This is a genomic window from Pseudoduganella sp. GW821-FHT12E03 (genome assembly GCF_058807115.1).
This window is the reverse complement of sequence record NZ_JBXAQJ010000001.1, coordinates 250,105-272,214: the sequence shown is the minus strand read 5'-3', so window position 1 is coordinate 272,214 and position 22,110 is coordinate 250,105. Positions and strand designations below refer to the sequence as shown.

At 65.1% G+C, this 22,110-nt stretch carries 16 protein-coding genes; 6 read left to right on the top strand and 10 right to left on the bottom strand.

Annotation, left to right across the window (positions count from 1 at the left end):
• Nucleotides 1-28: 28 nt before the first annotated feature.
• Entirely contained in the window at nt 29-568 is a 540-nt protein-coding gene (locus AC1RRC_RS01035) for a hypothetical protein (protein WP_493053382.1), read from the bottom strand.
• Between the two features lie 10 nt (nt 569-578).
• Entirely contained in the window at nt 579-1,133 is a 555-nt protein-coding gene (locus AC1RRC_RS01030) for a thymidine kinase (RefSeq protein ID WP_493053381.1), read from the bottom strand.
• A gap of 212 nt (nt 1,134-1,345) precedes the next feature.
• On the opposite strand from AC1RRC_RS01030, the gene AC1RRC_RS01025 reads away from it, so the two are divergent.
• Both AC1RRC_RS01025 and AC1RRC_RS01020 read left to right on the top strand, forming a co-directional pair.
• On the top strand, nt 1,346-2,719 hold the full coding sequence (locus AC1RRC_RS01025) for a pyridoxal-phosphate dependent enzyme (RefSeq protein ID WP_493053380.1): 1,374 nt from the start codon (nt 1,346-1,348) through the stop codon (nt 2,717-2,719).
• The gene (locus tag AC1RRC_RS01020) at nt 2,719-3,891 is read left to right on the top strand and encodes a trans-sulfuration enzyme family protein (protein ID WP_493053379.1); all 1,173 of its coding nucleotides are present in this window, start codon (nt 2,719-2,721) and stop codon (nt 3,889-3,891) included. Before AC1RRC_RS01025 ends, AC1RRC_RS01020 begins: the two co-directional genes overlap by 1 nt.
• 42 nt (nt 3,892-3,933) lie before the next feature.
• Here the strand turns inward: AC1RRC_RS01020 and AC1RRC_RS01015 are convergent, their stop codons facing one another.
• The 3 genes from AC1RRC_RS01015 to AC1RRC_RS01005 all read right to left on the bottom strand — a co-directional run bounded on the left by AC1RRC_RS01015 (nt 3,934) and on the right by AC1RRC_RS01005 (nt 8,552).
• Entirely contained in the window at nt 3,934-5,343 is a 1,410-nt protein-coding gene (locus tag AC1RRC_RS01015; protein ID WP_493053378.1) for a hypothetical protein, read from the bottom strand.
• Nucleotides 5,344-5,411: 68 nt separating this feature from the next.
• Nucleotides 5,412-7,649, bottom strand: a complete 2,238-nt coding sequence (locus tag AC1RRC_RS01010; RefSeq protein WP_493053377.1) for an acylase — start codon at nt 7,647-7,649, stop codon at nt 5,412-5,414.
• Between the two features lie 57 nt (nt 7,650-7,706).
• A complete protein-coding gene (locus tag AC1RRC_RS01005) occupies nt 7,707-8,552 on the bottom strand; it encodes a hypothetical protein (protein WP_493053376.1) in 846 nt (281 codons plus the stop codon).
• A 92-nt stretch (nt 8,553-8,644) separates the two neighbouring features.
• On the opposite strand from AC1RRC_RS01005, the gene AC1RRC_RS01000 reads away from it, so the two are divergent.
• The gene (locus tag AC1RRC_RS01000; protein WP_493053375.1) at nt 8,645-9,367 is read left to right on the top strand and encodes a hypothetical protein; all 723 of its coding nucleotides are present in this window, start codon (nt 8,645-8,647) and stop codon (nt 9,365-9,367) included.
• A 31-nt stretch (nt 9,368-9,398) separates the two neighbouring features.
• On the opposite strand, the gene AC1RRC_RS00995 is transcribed toward AC1RRC_RS01000, so the two are convergent.
• The 5 genes from AC1RRC_RS00995 to AC1RRC_RS00975 are packed head-to-tail and all read right to left on the bottom strand — an operon-like array spanning nt 9,399 to nt 15,483.
• Entirely contained in the window at nt 9,399-11,183 is a 1,785-nt protein-coding gene (locus AC1RRC_RS00995; RefSeq protein WP_493053374.1) for an IlvD/Edd family dehydratase, read from the bottom strand.
• A gap of 13 nt (nt 11,184-11,196) precedes the next feature.
• Nucleotides 11,197-12,078 carry an SMP-30/gluconolactonase/LRE family protein gene (locus tag AC1RRC_RS00990; RefSeq protein ID WP_493053373.1) on the bottom strand — a complete coding sequence of 294 codons (882 nt, stop codon included), beginning with the start codon at nt 12,076-12,078 and terminating at the stop codon, nt 11,197-11,199.
• The gene (gene xylB / locus AC1RRC_RS00985) at nt 12,075-12,875 is read right to left on the bottom strand and encodes a D-xylose 1-dehydrogenase (RefSeq protein WP_493053372.1); all 801 of its coding nucleotides are present in this window, start codon (nt 12,873-12,875) and stop codon (nt 12,075-12,077) included. Before xylB ends, AC1RRC_RS00990 begins: the two co-directional genes overlap by 4 nt.
• A gap of 14 nt (nt 12,876-12,889) precedes the next feature.
• A complete protein-coding gene (locus AC1RRC_RS00980) occupies nt 12,890-14,071 on the bottom strand; it encodes a fumarylacetoacetate hydrolase family protein (protein WP_493053371.1) in 1,182 nt (393 codons plus the stop codon).
• A 2-nt stretch (nt 14,072-14,073) separates the two neighbouring features.
• Nucleotides 14,074-15,483, bottom strand: a complete 1,410-nt coding sequence (locus tag AC1RRC_RS00975) for an enolase C-terminal domain-like protein (RefSeq protein WP_493053370.1) — start codon at nt 15,481-15,483, stop codon at nt 14,074-14,076.
• 93 nt (nt 15,484-15,576) lie between these two features.
• On the opposite strand from AC1RRC_RS00975, the gene AC1RRC_RS00970 reads away from it, so the two are divergent.
• From AC1RRC_RS00970 to AC1RRC_RS00960, 3 genes are read left to right on the top strand one after another with little or no spacing between them, the layout of a single operon-like run.
• Nucleotides 15,577-16,848 (top strand): SGNH/GDSL hydrolase family protein, encoded by a 1,272-nt coding sequence (locus AC1RRC_RS00970; protein ID WP_493053369.1) that lies wholly within the window; start codon nt 15,577-15,579, stop codon nt 16,846-16,848.
• Entirely contained in the window at nt 16,845-19,721 is a 2,877-nt protein-coding gene (locus tag AC1RRC_RS00965) for a glycosyl hydrolase 115 family protein (protein WP_493053368.1), read from the top strand. Before AC1RRC_RS00970 ends, AC1RRC_RS00965 begins: the two co-directional genes overlap by 4 nt.
• Before the next feature lie 26 nt (nt 19,722-19,747).
• Complete coding sequence (locus AC1RRC_RS00960) at nt 19,748-22,060, top strand: alpha-glucuronidase family glycosyl hydrolase (protein ID WP_493053367.1); 2,313 nt, start codon at nt 19,748-19,750, stop codon at nt 22,058-22,060.
• Nucleotides 22,061-22,110 lie beyond the last annotated feature (50 nt).

Below are 22,110 nucleotides of genomic sequence, written 5' to 3'. Positions count from 1 at the left end.
TATACCCGCCAACGCGATGCTCGTGACTTTATGCGCGCCAATATTGCAGCGCGGCCCATGCCAGGCCGCCAATCAGCAGGTAAGGCCATGAGCGCAGGGAAATCTTCCAGTCCGCCGCCGATGGCCAGCAGGCAAGGAATTGCGGCGCCACGGCAAAGGCCAGCAGCAAATCAATGCCTTCGAATTGCCAGCCGGGCCGGGTCCGCCACAGCGCCACCAGCAACGGCACACCGGCCACCAGGAATGGCGCCAGCGCGGCGGGCGCAGCGTTATACCAGCGCACCCGCGTCAGGCTGACGGAACCGAGCTGCCAGCCGCCGGCCATCCGGCGCGGCATGACGGAAAACGCGGCGGGCCGCGCATACGTCAGCAGGCCGACAAGGAAATGCGCGAATTCATGGCAAATCGTGCCGGCCAGGCGAAACAGCAGGAAAAATGGGTGCCATGCCGCCAGGCGCCGGATCACCAGCGCCAGCATCAGCGACGGCGCCAGATACAGCAACATGTCGAACACCGCGCCGCGGTACTGGCAAATCCAGGCGGCGGCGATGGCGGTGCATTCGGGCATGATGAGGGAATTATTCTGAGTAGAAACAGCGCCCGCAAGCCTGCCGGTAGCGCTCGTTGCCGCCAATACTGATTTGCTCGCCGTCGCGGATGCGCTTGCCCTGCTCATCGACACGGATGTTCATTGTGGCTTTTTTGCCGCAGGTGCAAATATTCTTGATTTCCTCGATATCGTCGGCCAGGCCCAGCAGATAGGCCGAACCCGGGAATGGTTCGCCCCGGAAATCCGTGCGCAAGCCATAGGTAATCACGGGAATGCCCCGTACCTGCGCCAGCTTGTGTAACTGCTGTACCTGGACAGTGGACAGGAATTGCGCTTCATCGACCAGTACGCAGGCGACCTTTTGATCGACCGCGTGCAGGAAATCCGTTTTCGCGTCAAACACTTCCGTGGCGCGCTGCGGCCCCAGGCGCGACGTTACATGCCCCACGCCATAGCGGTCATCGATCGCCGCCGTGAATAGCCGGACGGCCTGGCCCTGTTCTTCGTAGTTATGTGCGACCTGCAACATGGCGGTCGATTTGCCGGCGTTCATGGCCGAGTAACGGAAATAGAGTTTTGCCACTTTGATACCAAATTATGCTGCGTTGATGACGCGGATTATACGGCGCGGGTGTTGAAAAAGGCGCATACTTTTCCTGCACTGTGCATAAAATGCATATACAAATTAATTAAGATTCGTTCCCGAAGTGAACCGTGCGGCTGAAAATCCGCGTCTTTCACGGAACGCATGCCGGCACAACCGGCCATGCGGGTCCCCCTGTAAAGGAGAACGCCTTGAACACACCCAAAGAGGCTGCCCTGTTCAGCCTGATCGGCGATACCCCGCTGGTCGAAGTCACCCGGCTCGACACCGGTCCATGCCGCTTGTTTTTGAAACTCGAATCGCAAAACCCGGGCGGATCGATCAAGGACCGCATCGGCCGCGCCATGATCGAGGCGGCCGAGCGCGACGGCCGTCTGAAGCCGGGCGGCACGATTATCGAAGCCACCGCCGGCAATACCGGGCTGGGCCTGGCGCTGGTGGGCCGCATCAAAGGGTACCGCGTGGTGCTGGTGGTGCCGGACAAGATGTCCACCGAAAAGGTGCTGCATTTGAAAGCGCTGGGCGCGGAAGTGCACATGACCCGCTCCGACGTTGGCAAGGGCCACCCCGAGTATTACCAGGATTTCGCGGCGCGTCTGGCCCGGGAAATTCCCGGCGCGTTTTATGCGGACCAGTTCAACAATCCCGCCAATCCGGCCGCCCACGAAACCACCACCGCCCCGGAAATCTGGGAACAAATGCAGCATGACGTGGACGCCATCGTGGTCGGGGTCGGTTCCTCGGGCACCTTGACCGGCTTGTCGCACTTTTTCCGCAAGGTGCAGCCGGAACTGGAATTCGTGCTGGCCGATCCCAAAGGGTCGATCCTGGCGGAATACATCGACACCGGCAAAGTCAACGACACCAGCGGTTCCTGGGCCGTGGAAGGCATCGGCGAGGATTTCATTCCGTCCATCGCCGACATGAAGTCCGTGCACAAGGCCTACACCATCACCGACCAGGAAAGCTTTGAAAGCGCCCGCGCGCTGTTGCAGGCCGAAGGCATCCTGGGCGGCTCGTCGACCGGCACCCTGCTCGCCGCCGCCCTCAAGTACTGCCGCGAACAGACCGAGGCCAAGCGGGTCGTGACGTTCGTGGTCGATACCGGCACCCGCTACCTGTCGAAAATGTACAACCACAACTGGCTGGTGGACCAGGGCCTGGTGCAGCGCCAGAAAACCGGCGATTTGCGCGACTTGATCGGGCGCCGCTATGACGAAGGCGACGTGGTCAGCGTGTCGCCAACCGACACCCTGCTGGTCGCCTTCAACCGCATGCGCACCGCCGACCTGGCGCAGTTGCCGGTGCTGGAAAACGGCAAACTGGTGGGCATCATCGATGAATCCGACTTGCTGATGAAAGTCGACAACCATGCGGAACAGTTCTCCAGCCTGGTCGGCGCCACCATGACCTCGCGCCTGGAAACCCTGTCGCCCGCTTCCAGCATCCAGGCCCTGCGCAGCACGCTGGACCGGGGCCTGACCGCCGTGGTGGCGGACAGTGCCGCGTTTTACGGCCTGATCACCCGCTTCGACCTGTTGAACCACCTGAGAAAGTCTCTCTAATGACCAAGAAAAAAGCTGCGCTGGCCACCCGCGTCATCCACGGTGGCCAATCCCCGGATCCGTCCACCGGCGCCATCATGCCGCCGATTTATGCGACCTCCACTTTTGTCCAGGAAAGCCCCGGCGTCCACAAAGGCCTCGACTATGGCCGCTCGCACAACCCCACCCGCTGGGCCTTCGAGCGCTGCCTGGCCGACCTGGAAGGCGGATCGCAAGGCTTCGCCTTCGCCTCCGGCCTGGCGGCGATTGCCACGGTACTGGAACTGGCCGATGCGAACGCCCACATCATCGCCGGCGACGACATGTATGGCGGCAGCTACCGCCTGTTTGAACGGGTGCGCAAGCGCAGCGCCGGCCACACTTTTACCTATGTGGATTTGACCAACCCGGAAAACCTGCTGGCCGCGCTGCGCCCGGAAACCCGCATGGTGTGGGTGGAAACGCCGACCAACCCGATGCTCAAACTCGCCGACCTGGCCGCCATTGCGAAGATCTGCCGCGAGCGGGGCATCATTGCCGTGGCCGACAACACTTTTGCCAGCCCGCTGGTGCAGCGCCCGCTGGAACACGGCTTCGACATCGTGGTGCACTCGGCCACCAAGTATCTGAATGGCCACTCAGACGTGATTGCCGGCGTGGCCGTGGTCGGCAACGAGCCGCACCAGCAGCCGTGGCGCGAACAGCTGGGCTTTTTGCAAAACGCGGTGGGCGCGATCCTCGGCCCGTTCGACAGCTTCCTGGCGTTGCGGGGCGTGAAAACCCTGGCAGTGCGCATCGCCCGCCACAACGCCAGCGCGCTGGACCTGGCGCAATGGCTGGCGCGCCAGCCGAAGGTCGCGAAAGTGTATTACCCCGGCCTGGAAACCCACCCGCAGCATGCGCTGGCCAAACGCCAGATGGAAGGCTTCGGCGGCATCATTTCCATCACCCTCGACACGGATTTGGCCGGTGCGCGCCGCTTCCTGGAGCGCTGCGAAGTGTTTGCGCTGGCGGAAAGCCTGGGCGGCGTGGAAAGCCTGATCGAACACCCTGCGTTGATGACCCATGCCACGATTCCACCGGAGCAGCGGGCGGTGCTGGGCATCGGCGATGGCTTGATCCGGCTGTCGGTCGGCATCGAGGATGTGGAAGACTTGCGGGAGGATTTACAGGCGGCGCTGGATGCGATTTAAAGGCTGCCGGCGCCAGGCATATCGTGCCTGGCGCGCGATACGTCACTGCGTGCGCCGCCCTTCTCCCTGCGCCGGCACCCCAAACACCCGCCGCACAAACGCCTCCAGCGCCAGGAACACCCCCTCCACGCCGAATCCCGCAATGAACGACAGCGCCGACCCGCTCAAGGTCCAGCTGGTCGCCAGCGCCGCGTCGGTGCCGGAGGTCGCCCCGGAAGGATTGACGAACAAGCCGATGCAGGCGCCGATGGTGGCGCCCAGCGCCAATTGGCCCAGCGCCAGCGTGTAATCGCGCGGCATCAGCATGCTTTCGCGCAGCTTGGCCCACAGGTTGCGCACGGTGGCGGCGCCGGCGCCGAGGATGCCATAGCACAGCGGCAGCACGGCGCCGCCGATCACATGGGTCAATACACGGGCCGGCTCTTCATCTCCGCCGTATTGCCCGCCGAAGACCGGCGCCGCTTGCACCCGGGCACTGCCAGATTCCTGTGCCGGCTCGAACGTCACCAGGCGGTACAGCTTTTCCCACGGCCTGATCCACACATGCAAATTACGTTGCGTGACCAGGCGCTCGTTTTCCAGCCGCTCCTTGTCGGTACACAGCTGCAATTCTTCCACCGTGCGGTACTTGCGCCCCTGGCGCTCGCTGATCGGTTCGCAAAACAGCACCGGTGGCACATCCACCGCGCCGGCCGGTCCCGCCTTGTTGCGGCGCGCCAGTTCATCGGCCGCTTCGGCCGCGGAAATCTTGCGCGCCAACTCCCCCTGCTGCGTGCGCAGGCTGTCCAAATGCGTCAACACCACATTGCCCGCCGTGATATCCCACGACAGCACGCAAGTCAGCACCATCCACATGATCAGGAACAGCACGATGCGCCAGATCCCACGATTGAAGTGGCTGGCGGGGCCGATCAGGCCGGGAAAGGCGGTACGGGCCAGCGACATGCGCGTGGGAGGACGGCTGAATCCGCAGCAGGGAAGGATCAAGTCACCATTGCCCGGCCCGGTAAACGGCGGTATCGGGGCTTGTTGGGCGGGAACAGGCGCAGGCTCCCGCGCCGCCGCTTCCCGCGTCCGGCGGCCCAGCCAGTCCAACGGCCACAGCCGCGACCACCAGCGGCGGGCGTGGCGGCGCGGGTCTTCCTCCCCCACCACCAGCAACGTAAACGCGATCGTGGCGCCGCTGGCCGGACGGGCCAGCGCATTCAAGCGGTCTTTGGCGCGCAGCAAGGTGGTCGCTTGTTCCGCCGCATCCAGGCGGTTGCCGTTGGGCGGCCAGCCGATCTTGCAGATGGCGGCGCGCAATTCTTCGCCTTCGGCGTCGAGCGGCTTGTCCCAGCGGCCTGAGATATGGTCGAGCAGCAAATACACTTCCGCCAGCTCGCGCACAAAGATGAAGTCGCGGATATCAGGCGGGCGCTGGCCGCCGCGTTGGTCTTCCGGGGTTGGCATGATGTGGTCCTCCTGTCCACAGCATGGCCCCGTGTAAATCAGCCTGTTTGCGCTTCGTCAACAGGATGTCAGTCACCCGGATGGTAGCGCCGCTCGGCATGTTTCTCGATGTCGTCCCGGTAAAACAGCACGTCCTTGAACTCGCCGCGCGCATACATTTCCGCCTGGTCGTTGAAGTGCGGCGATGCCGGATCGCCGCTGTTGCCGCCCGCCAGGATGCTTTTCGCACGGATGCGCTTGCCGAACTCCACCGCCGCGACAAAACTGTTGCCCCGTTCGCCATAAATGCGGCGGGTCTTTTGCGGCGAGGTCATGCCATACGCCGCCAGCGCGCCCCAGTTGCCGGAAACGTACGGCACGGGAATGCTGGGCTTGCTGTCATCGAATGGTTGCGCGATATCGCCGGTCAGTCTTTGGTAGCGGTTGATTTCGCCCCACGGTGTTTGCCAGGTCCCGAAATCCGCTTCCAGCTTCGCACTGGCGCGCGCCATGGCAAACAGCAATTCCTGCGGCCCCAGCCGGGTTTCAATAAAGACCGGCAGCGGCATGTCCAGCGCCCTGGCGGCCGGCTCAAAGATGCGTTTTAAATCTTCCAGCCAGAACACGCCCAGCGAGGTCGGCACCGAATTGAGCGCGTAGCGCATATCCCAGCGCCGCAGCACGTGCACTTGCGGCGCGATTCCCGACTTCAGCGCATCGCCATCGGGCAGCGCTTCCCAGGCCTCAAACAGCTTGGGCAGCAGCGGCTCGAACGCCGGCAACTGGTTGTCGTAGGCCGCCGCGATCAGGCCGTCCAGCGTAAAATCTTTTTTGTTGTCCAGCACCCGCACCGCATGGATGCCGCGCGCATTTTCCGGCTGGGCCGACATGTAGGCCGGATAGTCCGCCGCTTTCGGGCTGTTGGCGCCCGCCGCCGAAAACGGCCAGTTATTGGTGTTCTGGACCCAGCCATTGGCTGGGTTGAACAACTGGATGGTATCGCCGACCGGATGCAAGCCTTTCCAGGCCGTGGCCGGATCGCTGCCATCGACCGGCTTGCGGTAATTGAAACGCGCATCCCGCAGCGGCATGAAATTACCGTGGAAATAAGCGATATTGCCGTCCGCATCGGCGTACACCGTGTTGTTGGACGAATTGGTGCGCAAGTCCATCACGCGCCGGAACTGGCTGTAATTGCGGGCCTTGGTGCGCAAATACGATTGCTGCAGCGCCTTCAGCGGCTCGTTCATCAGGCTGACACTGATCCACTTGCCGTCGGCTTCCCGCACCACCGGCCCATGCACCGTGTAATACGCCGTCACGGTCTTTTCCGCCATCCCGGCCGCCGTGCGGTAGCGCAGGCGCACCGGCACGGCGCGCACTGGGCGTTCTTCCCTGCCATAGCGGTACGTCAGCTTGCCATCCTTGCTGCTGACGGTTTCCACGAATTCATCGATGACGTCGCCGCCGCCGGACGTGTGCATCCAGCCCAGCCGGTCATTGAAACCCTGGTAGACAAAGAACTGGCCCCAGGTGACGGCGCCATACGCGTTCATGCCGTCTTCGCTGACCATGTGCACTTCGGGACGGAAGTAAAACGACGTGTGCGGGTTGATCATCAACAGCGCGTGGCCGGATTTGCTGATGGCCGGCGCAATCGCGAAGCCGTTCGAGCCGGCGGGCTCGCGTTCGCGTTTCAGCATCGCATCCGCCGGCATGGGCGCCTTGGTATAAAACCGCTCCAACGCCTTGATGTCGACCGATTCGATATCGCCGCCGATCGAGCCTTCGGTAAAGCTCAGCGCCATCCACGGCTCGAAGCGGGTAATCAATTGCGGCTTCGCTTGCGGATGCGTCAACAGGTAAAAATTCAACCCGTCCGCAAACGCGTTCATCAACTGTTTCAACCATGCGGGACTGGCCGCGTATTGCGCTTTCAAGCTGTCCGTGTCGATGAACAGTTTCATCCGCAAGTCGCGGTAAATCTCGCTTTCGCCCTGGACTTCGGCCAGGCGGCCCATCGCATTGATGTAATTGAGTTCAATCCGGCGGAAGTCATCTTCCGCTTGCGCATACAGCAAGCCGAATACCGCGTCCGCGTCGGTCTTGCCATACACGTGCGGAATACCCCATTTGTCGCGCACGATGGTGACGCGCCGCGCCAGCGCACGCAGCCGCGCCGCTTCGGCCTTGCCGCCAACCACGGTTGCCTGCGCAGCGCCATGGCCTGACCGGCCTGGCTGCCCACTTTCCGAAGCGGCACAAGGGAAGTTCGCTACAGCCAGCGCGCACAGCAGCGCCGGGCCCAGGATTGGCAGTCTCGGCATGGAATCGCTCCAGGTCGGATTTCAGGGTCAAGGCCGGCGCGGGCCGCCGGCCAGGGATTACGACGCGTCGACCAGCGACGAAATGCGTTCACGCAATTCCGCGTTTTCCGCGCGCAGCTGGGCATTGCGCTCGGTCAGGCGGGCCACCTCGGCGCGCAGCAATTCCACTTCGGACAGCGAAGCGGCCGGCGCGGCCAGCGCTTCCGGGCTATCTTCCTTCGGCTGCTTGAGCGGACGGTTGGCGGCGCGCTGTTCGCGCACTTCCTTGGCCGCCTGCTGCAACTGTTTCTTGCCGCCGGCCACCGCCAGCACTTGCTCTTCCTGCGGCAGCGACGCCACCGTGGCCGCCGCATTGATGGAAATGGTGCCGGCGCGCACCGCCTCCACCAGTTCCGGCGTGGCCTGTTTCTGGATTTTTTCAATCTGACTGATGGTCGCGGTCGACAGCCGCGCCGCGCGCGCCACGTCTTCGCGCGAGGTGCGTACCTTGGCCGGGGCGGCGGCCTCCTCCGCCTCAGCCGGTTCCGGCGGCGCGATTTTCGCGTCTTCCTCGGCGTTTTGCGCCACGGTGTCAGCGGTGCGGGCTTCCAGGATATCCTTGCGGCGCAGTGCCAGCACACCGCGCTGGAAATCGGTGACGCTGCGGCGGCCCAGGTGGTTGTCGATCATCCACAGCATCACGTCTTCCATGCTGCGGAACGTGGTGTTTTGTGTCACCTTGAACGGAATGCCATGCTGCTGGCAAATGGAATAGCGGTTGTGGCCATCGACCAGCACGTCGTTCCACAGCACCAGCGCATCGCGGCAGCCTTCCGCCAGGATGCTGCGCTCCAGCGCCGTGTATTCGGCTTCGGTCAGCGGGTCGATGTAAGCGCGCAGGGTATCGTTGATTTGGATTTGCATAGTTGTCTAGATAAGCCACTAAATGTCGACCGGCATGATACGACATTTGGCGGCCGGTGTTATGCTTCGCCAAAAAAACCGGGTAAGACAGTATGGAAAAATTGATATCAGAACTGGGCAGGCTGTACCTGCCCGACGCCGTGGTCACGGACGCCGCATGGAACGCGCACCTGCACGGCACGGCCCCGCTGCCCCTGGCCGGCCCGGATGGCGCGGTGCGCGCCGCCGCCCTGCCCTTCCCGGTCCTGCGCGACCACGAGGAAGACCGCCACTGGAGCCGCCTGTGTGAAGTAGCCCATGAATTGCAGACGCGTTTCGGCTTGCCGGCGCCCGCCGTCAGCGTGTCGGGCGACAATGGCTATTGCCTGTGGCTGTCGCTGGAGCAGCCGATGCCCGCGGGCGACCTGCAACATCTGCTGGCCTTGCTGCACGCCGCGGTGATGCCGGACATGCCCGCCCCCGGCCATGCCGCGCCGCTGCCACCCTGCCTGCACCCCGCCTCCGGCAAATGGAGCGCGTTTATCCACCCCGGCATGGGCGCGTCCTTTGCGGACGGTTCGGGACTGGACATGGCGCCGCCGCTGAGCGGCCAGCTGGCGTTCCTGGAAGGCTTGCACAGCGTCACGCCCGCGCAAGTGGCGGAGTTGCTGCGGCAGTTGCAGCCGGCGCCGTCGGCAAGCTTGCCGGCCCCGGCGCCGCGCCCAGCGGCGGCGCCCGGGACCGATGGCTTGCTGTTGAAAGATGCAAGCCTGGAACAGATCGTGGCGTTTTTACACAGCAAAAACATCGAACCGACTTTCCGCTTCCTGAAATAATCCAGTCAGCGGCAGCCGGCCCTGCCGATGATCAGTGATTATGCCGCGCCATGTTCTCCGCCACCCCACGGTACGGCACCGCCAGCTCCATGCAGGCCCCGCTGGCAAGCTGCCCCACCGTCGCGCGGTACAGTTCTTGCCACGGCGTCTGGCTCGGCGGAATGGCAGGCACGCCAACCTTCTTGCGCTCGGCCAGTTCGTCGTCGCTGACCAGCACATTGCAGCTGCCGGCGGTCAAATCCACCCGCACAATATCGCCGGTGCGCAGCCACGCCAGCCCGCCGCCAACCGCGCTTTCCGGCGAGGCGTTCAAAATCGACGGGCTGTCCGAGGTCCCCGACTGGCGGCCATCGCCCAGGGTCGGCAAGTTCATCACGCCACGTTTGATCAGGGCATCGGGCGGCTGCATGTTCACCACTTCCGCCGATCCCGGCCATCCCACCGGTCCCGCGCCACGGATCACCAGGATCGAGTTTTCATCGATCTCCAGGGCCGGATCATTGATGCGCTGGTGGTAATCGTCGGAACTCTCGAACACCACGGCGCGGCATTCGAACACGTTTTCGTGACCCGGGCGGCTCAGGTAGCGGGTACGGAACTGTTCGGAAATCACCGAGGTTTTCATGATGGCGAAATCAAACAGGTTGCCCTTTAACACCATGAAACCGGCCTGTTCCCGCAGCGGCGCCGCGTACGGATAAATCACTTCGCGGTCGCCGGTGGCGCGGCCGGACAGGTTTTCAGCCATGGTCTGCCCCGTCACAGTCGGACGGTTCGACCGCAGTTTGCCGGCCTGCTCCAGTTCCCACATGATGGCCGGCACGCCACCCGCGCGGTGGAAGCGCTCACCAAGGAATTTGCCGGACGGCTGCATATTCAGCAACAGCGGCACGTCGTGGCCATATTGCATCCAGTCGTCCGGATGCAATTCCACGCCCGCATGGCGCGCCATCGCCATGATGTGCGGCTGCGCATTGGTGGAACCGCCAATCGCGGCATTGACCACGATGGCGTCCAGGAACGCGTCGCGCGTCAGCATTGTCGAGGGGCGCAAATCCTCATGCGCCATGGCGACAATGCGCTTGCCGGTTTCATACGCGACCTGGCCCCGCTCGCGGTACGGCGCGGGAATCGCGGAACAGCCGGTCAGCGACATCCCCAGCGCTTCGGCCAGCGCATTCATGGTCGAAGCGGTGCCCATGGTATTGCAATGTCCTGCCGACGGCGCCGACGCGGCGGCAATTTGCAGGAACTTTTCGTTATCGATTTCGCCCGCCGCCAGCTGCTTGCGGCCTTTCCAGATCGCGGCGCCGGATCCCACCAGTTCCCCGTCGAGCCAGCCGTCGAGCATCGGTCCGCCCGACAGCACGATGGCGGGAATGTCCACCGTGGCGGCGGCCATGAGCTGGGCCGGGGTGGTTTTATCGCACCCGGTGGTCAGCACCACGGCATCGATCGGATAGCCGTGCAGGATTTCCACCAATCCCATATACGCCAGGTTGCGGTCAATCGCGGCGGTCGGACGGCGGCAATTTTCAAATACCGGATGCAGCGGGAATTCCATCGCGATACCGCCCGCATCGCGGATACCGTCGCGCACGCGCTTGGCCAGCTCCAGGTGGATGCGGTTGCACGGGCTGATATCGCTGCCGCTTTGCGCAATGCCGATGATGGGACGGCCCGAGCGCAATTCTTCCGGCGTAATGCCGTAATTCATGAAGCGCTCCAGGTACAGCGCCGTCATGTCGATATGGTCGGGATTGTCGAACCAGTCTTGCGAGCGGAAACGGCGGGCGGGCTTGTTATTGTTGGTCATCTCAGTTCTCTGTTCAAGTCTCTGGCTGGAAGTCATGCTGGGGAAGCCCCGGGACGTCGGTACGGAAGCGGAAAATGCCGCCGGCCAGCGGTTCGCGGCTCAATTCATCGATCGTCAGCCCCTTGCGCGCCGTGGTGACAAACACCGTGCGCAGGTCGGCGCCGCCAAACGCCACCTTGGTGATGTTCGAGCACGGCATGGCGATGGAACCGATCAATGCGCCATCCGGCGCATAGCGGTCGATCCGGGCGCCCCGGAACATCGACACCCACAGCGCGCCTTCGGCATCGATGGCGGTGCCGTCCGGGTGTCCTGGCGCGGCGGTCCGGATCAATACCCGGCGGTTGCTCAGCGTACCATCCGGCGCCAGGTCAAACGCGTAAATCAGCTTGGCCAGCGTATCGGTGTGGTAAAACGTGCGGCCATCGGGGCTGATGCACGGGCCGTTGGTGATAATGTAGGCGTCATCGAGCTGCCGCAGGCGCTTGCCATCCCACCGGTACAGCGCACCGGTGGCGGCTTTTTCAGCATTATCCATGGTGCCGAACCACAGCCGCCCCGCCGCATCGATATAGCCGTCATTATTGCGGTTGCCCGGCAAATCCCCCTCCAGCGCCAGCAGCGTTGCCGGCGCACCGCCGGCCGGATCAAAGCGCACCACCTGGCCCGGCAAGCCGCACAGCAAGCCGCCGTCCGCCATCGGCAACGCAAACCCCACCTGGTCCGGCAAGACCCACGTCGCGCGCGCACCACCATCTTCCGCGCAGCGGTGCACCGCGTTGCCCTTGATATCGACAAAATACAGCGCGCCCTGCCGCGCGTGCCAGAACGGGCCCTCCGCCAGCGTCGCGCCGACCGGCCAGATGCATTCAACCGCGGAACTCAAGGCCGTCATGCTCCGTACCATCCCGCGTCGACAAAGTAATCGCGGCCCGAGCAGCGGCCCGCATTGTCCGACGCCAGGAACAGCGCCAGCGCCGCCACGTCTTCCGGTTCGACCCGCTGGCGCAGGCATTGCGCGTTGAGGATTTGCTGCTCCGCTTCCGGCGAATACCACAAGGTCATCTGGCGCTCGGTGCGCACGGAGCCGGGAATCACGCAATTGACGCGGATCCCGTCGGCCCCCAGGTCGCGCGCCAGTCCGCGCGTCAAGCCTTCGATGGCCGCCTTGGCGGTCATGTACAAGGTCAGGTTGCCCAGCGCCAGGTACCACGAAATCGACCCGAAATTCAGGATCACGCCGGTACCGGCCGCCCGCATGCCCGGCGCCACGGCCTGGGCGCAAAAGAACTGGTGGCGCAGGTTGACGGCCAGGCTGTCGTCCCAGTATTGCGGCGACACTTCATCCACCGTGTGGCGCTTGTCATTGGCCGCATTGTTCAGCAGCACTTGCACCGCGCCGATATCCTGCTCGATTTGCGCCATCACCGCCCCCAGCGCCGCGAGATCGGTCAAGTCGCACCGGTAATAGCGCGGCGCATGCGCGATGCCTTGCTGGCCAACCCGGGCCGCCAGCGACGCTTCCAGCGCACGCGATGCTTCCTCGGCGATATCAATGAACGCCACCCGCGCGCCCTGGCGCGCAAACGCATCGACCAGAGTGGCGCCGATGCCGGTGCCGCCGCCGGTGATCAGGACACGCTGTCCGGCCAGGCTCGGATAGAGCGCATACGCCATCGGCTGACGTTTCATGTTGTCCGATGCCGTCATTGCGCGCCTTTCAGCAGACCGCGCCGCGCCAGGTTGGAGAACAAAGCGCGCACGCCAAAGGTCCACGGTGCGATCGCGTCACTGCGCTGGACATGATTGACCAGCGTACCCAGCGCGCCACTGCTGATGCTGACCTTGTCGCCCAGCTTATGCGTAAAGCCCGCGCCTTTGGCGCCACGGTCTTTGATTGGCGAGAACATGGTGCCGAGGAACAGCATGAAGCCGTCCGGATACTGGTGGTGCGAGCCACAGGTTTGCGCCACCAGATCCAGCGGGTCGCGGCTGATTTCACGCATGCGCGATTCGCCATCGAGCACGAAATCATCGTCGGCGCCTTCGATGCGCAAGCGCACTTCGGCCTGGCGCACGGTGTCGATCGTATAGTGCTCGTCGAACAGGCGGATAAACGGACCCAGTGCGCAAGAGCCATTGTTGTCCTTGGCCTTGCCCAGCAAGAGCGCGCTGCGGCCTTCGATGTCGCGCAAGTTGACGTCATTGCCCAGGGTGGCGCCCACGGCCTGCGCGCGGCTGGTGACGGCCAGCACGATTTCCGGTTCCGGGTTGTTCCAGTGCGACTCAGGGTGCAAGCCCACGTCCGCGCCCAGTCCCACCGCCGACATCGGCTGCGACTTGGAAAACACTTCCGCATACGGGCCGATACCCACTTCCATATACTGCGACCACGCGCCGCGCGCAATGAATTGCTGTTTCAGCGCTTCCGCTTCCGGCGAACCCGGTTTGATCGCCGACAGGTCGCTGCCGATGTCCTGCAGCAGGCTGGCGCGCAGCGCATCGGCGCGCGCCGCGTCGCCGCCCGCCTGCTCTTCAATCACGCGTTCCAGCAGGCTGACGGCAAACGTCACGCCGCAGGCCTTAATGGCCTGCAGGTCGCACGGCGCCAGCAGGCGCGGCGCACCGCCTTGCGGGTCCAGCGAGGAAGCCACAAGCGCGGCGGCATCGCACAGCGCTTCGCCCTGCACGCTGCGCGCAAAGGCCAGCAAATCATCGCGTTCCAGCAAATCCGACACCGTGGCACACTGCGCCGTGATATCGAACACCTGGCCGGCGCGCACCACCACCACGCACGGGCCCACGTCGTCGCGCCAGACACGGCCCACCAGCAGGGCGCGTTCCAGGTCGGCCGGCAAATAGTCAGCTGCTTTCAAATCCATCGTCATGTTCAATCCTTTGCAAAACTTGGTTGTTTCGGGTTGTAAGTCCAGCCGGGCACCAGGTAGCGCATGGCCATCGCGTCATCGCGCGCCGTGGTGGCGACTTGTTTATAAAGCGCATGGGCCGCTTCGATGCGTTCCAGGTCGGGGCTGATCCCCAGTCCCGGCGCTTGCGGCACGGCCACGCTGCCGCCAACGATGCGCGGCGGTTCAACGGTCAGGCGTTCCTGTCCCTCCTGCCAGATCCAGTGCGTGTCGATCGCCGTGATCCGGCCGGGGGCCGCCGCCGCCGCGTGGGTAAACATCGCCAGCGACACGTCAAAGTGGTTGTTGGAATGGGAACCCCAGGTCAGGCCCCACTCGGCACACAGCTGCGCCAGGCGCACGGAACCCTGCATGGTCCAGAAATGCGGGTCGGCCAGCGGGATATCGACCGCGCCCAGCAAGTGCGAATGCGCCATTTGCCGCCAGTCGGTGGCCACCATATTGGTCGCGGTAGCGATACCAGTGGCGCGGCGGAATTCGGCCATGATTTCGCGGCCCGAGTAGCCATCTTCCGGGCCGCACGGATCTTCCGCATAGGCCAGCAAATGGCCCTGGCCACGGCACAGGTCCACCGCTTCGCGCAGCGACCACGCGCCATTCGGATCCAGCGTCACGCGCGCCTCCGGGAAGCGCGCCTTGATGGCCGCCACCGCCGCCATCTCGTCCGCGCCGCGCATCACGCCGCCCTTCAGCTTGAAATCCTTGAAGCCATAGCGCGCCACGCAGGCGGCTGCCTGGTCGGCAATCGCTTCCGGCGTCAGCGCTTCCTGGTGGCGCAGGTGATGCCAGTCGTCCGGTCCGCAGTTTCCAGACAATGCGCCCGGCAGGTAATCGAGATCGGTCTTGCGGCGGTCGCCGACATAAAACAGGTAGGCCAGCATCGGCACCAAGTCACGCTGCTGGCCCGCACCCAGCAATTCGCAGACCGGCACGCCAAGGTGCTGGCCCAGCAAATCGAGCAGCGCCGCTTCCACCGCCGTCACCACGTTTTCCAGCCGCAGGTTGATTTCATGGGGCTGTTTCAGCACGGCTGCCTCGGCGGCGGACGTCACCTGGTACTGTTGACCGCTCACATTTTTGTTGGCAATCGCGCCGCGTACGCTGTTCAAGGTGCGGTTGTAGCGGCCAACCTGCGTGCCTTCCACCAGCGGAATAACATTTTCCAGCGCGCGCAAAATACCCGCTCCGCCCGGCACTTCCCCCATGCCGGTGCGGCCGGCGCTGTCTTCCAGCAGCACCAGGTTGCGGGTGAAGAACGGGGCGTGCGCGCCGCACAGGTTCAACAGCATGCTGTCGCGCCCCGCCACGGGAATCACACGCATCCGGACAATCACCGGCGTGTTAGAAACATTTGTATTTGTTGCGTCAACCATTTTCATACCCTAAAATAAATAGCGCTAACATTTTGAGTTTGAAGGATTTGCCAAAGCAAGTCAACCCGTACCGGGCAAGTGGAGACAGCGATAATGAAAACTATGAGATCAATCACGAAAAACACCATGTTCACGTTCTGCCTGCTGGGCGCTACCATGGCCTTGGCAGCAGGGACCGGTACACCCGGCAAGGAACACTGGGTCGCCGCCTGGGGCGCGGCGCAAATGGTGCCCGAGGGCGACAACGCGCTGCCGGCCCCGCACTGGCGCGATGCCAGCCTGCGCCAGGTGGTGCGGCTGTCGCTGGGCGGCAAGCGGGTGCGGGTGCGGCTGTCCAATGCGTTCGGCACCGCGCCTTTGGTGGTGGACGCCGCCAGCATCGCGCTGGCGCCCAAGCCGGGCAGCGCCCATGTCGACGGCGCCACCCTGCGCGCGCTGACCTTCAATGGCCGGCGCCAGGTTCTGATCCCCGCCGGCGCCGAGTTTTACAGCGACCCGGTCGATCTCGACGTGACGGCCGGCGGCGACGCCGCGATTTCCCTGCATTTCAAGGCGGAACCGGCACGCCAGACCGGCCACCCGGGCGCCCGTGCCAGCAGCTACCTGTTGCCGGGCAACCGCGTGGCCGATGCGGCATGGCCGGATGCGCAGGCGGTGCAGCGCTGGTATGTCATCAGCGATGTCGAGGTGCTGGCCGGCGCCGCCACCCGCGCCTTGGTCGCGATCGGCGACTCGATTACCGATGGCTATGGCGTCGTCAATGACAGCAATACCCGCTGGACCGACGTGCTGGCCACCCGCCTGCGCACCGCGAATATACCGGTCGGCGTGGTCAATGCCGGCATCGGCGGTGGCCGCCTGCTGCGCGACGGCCTGGGACCGAACCTGTCGGCCCGCTTCCTGCGCGACGTGACGGGCCGCGCGGGCGTCACCCACGCGCTGGTGTTCATCGGCGTCAACGACATGGGCGGCCAGCACCGCAATGGCCCGGATACCCCGGCCGACCGCCAGCGCTTGCTGGCCGACATGCAGGCCGCCTACCGCCAGTTGGCCGACCAGGCGCACGCGCACGGCGTCTGCCTGCTGGGCGCCACTGTCACGCCCTACTCCGGCAGCGGCTACTATCACCCGGAGCCGGAAAATGAAGCGGACCGGGTCGCGCTCAATGACTGGATCCGTACCAGCGGCGTGTTCGACCACGTGGTCGATTTCGACGCCGCGCTGCGCGATCCGGCCCGTCCCGCCCATCTCGACAAAGCCTACGATTCCGGCGACGGCCTGCATCCCTCGGCCGCGGGCTACCGCGCGCTGGCGGACGCCGTGCCATTGCAGGTGTTCAGCCAGCCGTGCGGGAGCCGTCCATGATGGCCCGGGCAATGACCAAGGTGTTTGCCCTGCTTGCATTCCTGGCCGCCTCACCGGCGGCCTGCGCCATCGGCCAGCAACCCCTGGTCTCGTTCACCCGCTCCGCGCCGCAGGCGGTGGCGCTGGCGGAAAATGGCAAGGCCGCCATCCTGTTTGCCGATCCCGCTGACGACCCGGGCGTGCTGCGCGCCGCCGGCGACCTGCAGGCCGATCTCCGCCGCGTCACCACGCTGGCGCCAAAGCTGCGCCTGGACAAACGGGCGCAAGGCAAGGACGTCGTGATCATCGGCACCCTGGGCAAGAGCGCGCTGATCGACCAGCTGGCCGCCAGGGGCGTGATCGACGCCAAGGCCCTGCGCGGCAAGTGGGAAGCGTTCCAGCTGCGCACCGTCGCCAACCCGCTGCCGGGCGTGGAGCGCGCACTGGTGATCGCCGGCAGCGACCGGCGCGGCACGATATACGGCATTTATACGCTGTCGGAGCAGATCGGGGTATCGCCGTGGTACTGGTGGGCCGACGTGCCCACCGCCCGCCACGACAATGTCTATGCCCACGCGCCTGCCGCCATCAGCGATGCCCCCGCGGTGCAATACCGGGGCATTTTCCTGAACGACGAGCAGCCCGCCCTGACCGGCTGGGCCAGGGAAAAGTTCGGCGGCTACAACCACGCGTTCTATGAAAAAGTGTTTGAACTGATCCTGCGCCTGCGCGGCAATTACCTGTGGCCCGCCATGTGGGGTTCCGCGTTCTTCAATGACGACCAGCGCAACGGCGAACTGGCGCACCGCTACGGCATCGTCATGGGCACGTCGCACCACGAACCGATGATGCGCGCGCAGCAGGACTGGAAACGCCTGGGCGACGGCCCGTGGGATTACACCCGCAACAGCGATACCTTGCGCGAATTCTGGCGCGGCGGCTTGCGCCAGACGCGCGGCTACGACAAGGTCATCACCGTCGGCATGCGCGGCGACGGCGACGAGCCGATGTCGGCGGAAGCCAATACCAGCCTGCTGGAGCGCATCGTGGCCGACCAGCGCACGTTGATCGCCAGTGAAATCAACCCGAAAGTGGAACAGGTGCCGCAGCTGTGGGCGCTGTACAAGGAAGTGCAGCAATACTATGAACTGGGCATGCGCGTGCCGGACGACGTGATGCTGCTGTGGTGCGATGACAACTGGGGCAATATCCGCCGCCTGCCGACAGCGGCCGAACGCGCGCGCAGCGGCGGCGCCGGCGTCTATTACCACTTCGACTACGTCGGCGGCCCGCGCTCCTACAAGTGGATCAATGTGACGCCGATCCCGAAGATCTGGGAGCAAATGAACCTGGCGTGGGAATTCGATGCGCGCCGCATGTGGGTGGTCAATGTCGGCGACCTGAAGCCGATGGAAGTACCGATCGAATTCTTCCTGACCCAGGCCTGGAATCCGCAAGCGATGACGGTGGAGCGCATGGACGGCTACCTGCGGCAATGGGCCGCGCGTGAATTCGGGCCGGAACACGCGGCGGAGATCGCTGGCATCGTGGCGGCGTACACCCAGTACAATGGCCGCCGCAAACCTGAAATGCTGTCGCCCACCACCTACAGCCTGGTGCACGACGACGAGGCGCGCCGCATTGCGCGCGACTACGAGGCACTGGCGGAGCGTGCCGAAGCCATCAACGCGAAACTGCCCGCCGCGCGGCGCGACGCCTACTTCCAGCTGGTGCTGCACCCCGTCAAGGCCAGCGCCGTGCTGAACGCCATGTATGTCAGCGCCGGATTGAACGGACTGTATGCGCGCCAGGGCCGCAGCGCCGCCAACGACATGGCGGCCCGGGTCCGCACCCTGTTTGCGCAAGACGCCGCGCTGACACGCCGCTACAACCTCGACACGGCCGGCGGCAAGTGGAACCACATGATGGACCAGACCCATATCGGCTATACCTATTGGAACCAGCCGCCGGAAAACGTCATGCCCGCCGTGCGGGAACTGGCGCTGCCTGACGCGGCGGCGCTGGGCGTCGCGGTGGAAGGCAGCGCGCAAGCCTGGCCGGTGGACGGCAGCCCGGCCGCCCTGCCGGCGCTGGACGCCGTCTCGCGCAAGCCCCGCCATATCGAGGTGTTCAACCGGGGCAAGGCGCCGCTGCGCTATACCGTCACCGCCAGCGCGCCGTGGGTGATGCTCGACCCGCCGCAAGGGCTGATCGACAAGGAACAGCGGATACTGGTCAACGTGCGCTGGGACCAGGTTCCCGCCGGCGCGACCGGGGCAAAGCTGACGGTCAGTGGCAGCGACGGGTCTAGTGTGGACATCCCTGTGCCGCTGCGCCGCCCCACCGCTGCCGCCATGGCGCCATCCGGCACCTTCCTTGAAGCGGACGGCGTGGTCGCCATCGAAGCCGAGCATTTCACCGCTTCGTCCGCGTCTGGCGGCCGTCGCTGGCTGCGCATTCCCGGCCATGGCCGCACCCTGTCCGGCATGACGACCACCCCTGCCGCGCCCCACGCGGAACCGCAAGCCGCCGCCGCTCCGGTGCTGGAATACCGCATGCTGTTGCATACCACCGGCCCGGTCACCGTGCGCACCACGCTGGCGCCGACTCTGAATTTCCAGCCGGGCGAAGGCTTGCGCTACGCTGTCTGGTTTGACGATGAACCACCGCACATCGTCAACCTGCATGCCGGCCAGACCGAAAAGGACTGGGAACGCTGGGTCTCCGACGGCGCCGCGTTGCACCAGTCGCGCCATACCATCGGCCGCGCCGGCATCCACACGCTGAAATTCCAGGCGCTCGATCCCGGCATCGTCCTGCAATCGCTGGTGGTCGATACCGGCGGCCTGCGCGATACCTACCTCGGCCCGCAAGAAAGCCCCCGCGCGCCATGATGACCTTGACTATTTCCGGAGCCGATATGCCCCACCCGATGCCGCCTTCCCACCGGCCAATCCCGCAATGTATTCAGCGCTCCCTGGCGCGGCGCACGCGGTGGGCGGCCGGCCCACAGGCCGTGCTGCTGGCCCTGCTGTTCATCTTGCTGCCCTTGCCCGGCGGCGCGCTCGCCGCGCCAGCCTGCGCCCATCCTGCCGGCGCGCAGTGCCAGGCAGCGCCTGCCGCGCCGGCGCCACTGGCCGACGAAGATGGCTATGCACTCTGGTTGCGCTATGCCCCGCTGCAAGGCGCGGAACGCGGCCAACTGCAAGCGCAGGCCCGCGCCATCGTGCGGCTGGCGCCGCCCTCACCCACGGTTGACGCGGCGTTGGCGGAATTGCGGCGCGGCTTGCGCGGCTTGCTGGGCAACGCGCCCGCCACGGCCACCGCCCTGCGGGACGGCGCCCTGGTGCTGGCCCGGGGCGCCGACTTGCCGCCGGTGCTCCGCAACGAACCGGCGCTGGCCGCGGCGCTGGCGGCGGCAGGCCCGGAAGGCTATGTCCTGCGCCGCACCCGCCTGCAAGGGAAACAGGTGTTCCTGATTGCCGCCCACACCGATGCCGGCCTGCTGTATGGCAGCTTTGCGTGGCTGCGCGCGGCCGGCAGCGGCGCGCCGCTGGAATCGGCCAGCGCGCCGCGCCTCAAGCTGCGCGTATTGAATCACTGGGACAACCCGGACCGCCACGTGGAACGCGGCTACGCGGGCCAGTCGATCTGGGACTGGTGGGCGCTGCCCGATATCGTCGATGCCCGTTACACCGATTACGCCCGCGCCAACGCATCGCTTGGCATCAATGGCACCGTGCTCAACAACGTCAACGCCAAGGCGGAAATGCTGACGCCGGCCTTTATTGCCAAGACCGCCGCGCTGGCCAGGGTATTCCGTCCGTATGGTATCCGGGTCTACCTGTCGGTGCGGTTTTCCACGCCGCTGGAATTGAAGGAAACCGCCACCGCCGATCCGCTCGACCCGGCCGTCCGCGCATGGTGGCGGCGCAAGGCCGATGAACTCTATCAAGCGATTCCCGACTTTGGCGGATTCCTGGTCAAAGCCAATTCCGAAGGCCAGCCGGGACCGCAAGACTACCAGCGCAGCCACGTCGATGGCGCCAATATGCTGGCGGAGGCCCTGGCGCCGCACAACGGCGCCGTCATGTGGCGCGCGTTCGTCTATGCGCCGGGCGGCGCCAGGAACGATGACCGGGCCAGGCAGGCTTACGACGAATTCAAACCGTTCGACGGCCGCTTCGCGCCCAATGTGCTGGTCCAGGTAAAAAACGGCGCGATCGACTTCCAGCCGCGCGAACCGTTCCATCCACTGTTTGGCGCCATGCCGAAGACGCCGCTGATGATGGAATTCCAGATCACCAAGGAGTACCTGGGCTTTTCCACCGACCTGGCGTACCTGGGACCGCTGTTCCGGGAAACGCTGGCCAGCGAGACCCACCGTGGCATGCAGTCCTTGCCCGTCGCCGACGTGCTGGAACAGGCGCCCGGCAAGCTCACCGGCATGGCCGGCGTCGCCAATATCGGCACGGACCGCAACTGGAGCGGCTCGCATTTCGACCAGGCCAACTGGTATGCGTTCGGCCGCTTGGCGTGGGACCCGCGCGGCGACGCGCGGGCCATTGCCGGCGAGTGGGCGGCGCAGACCTTCAGCCGCGACGCGGCGGTACGCGACGCCGTCACCGCCATGATGATGGATTCGCGCGAAGCCGTGGTCGACTATATGACGCCGCTCGGCCTGCACCACATGATGGGCACCGGACATCACCACGGCCCCGCGCCCTGGGTCGACAACCTGGAACGGCCGGACTGGAATCCCGTGTATTACCACCGCGCCGCCAGGGATGGCATCGGTTTCGACCGCGGCGCCGGCGGCAGCAATGCCATTGCCCAGTACGCGCCCGCGCTGGCCGCCCGGCTGGCCGATCCGCGCACCACGCCGGAACAGCAACTGCTGTGGTTCCACCACCTGCCCTGGGATTACCGCATGGCGTCCGGCCGCACCCTGTGGCAAGAACTCATCGGCCACTACGACCGGGGCGTGGAGAGCGTGCGGACCATGCAGGCGCAATGGGCCGCGCTGGCGCCCTTCATCGACGCGCGCCGCCACCAGGAAACCGCCATGCGCCTGCGGCGCCAGCTGGACAACGCGCAACTGTGGCGCGATGCCTGCATTGCCTACTTCCAGTCGGTCAACGGCCTGCCGCTGCCGGCCGGCGCCGCGCCGCCACGGCACGATCTCGACACTTACCGCAAGCTGCGTTTCCCTTATGCGCCTGGCAATGGATAAAACCCTTGTGGTAAAGTCGGCCCATATAAATAGCGCAATCATTACCAATA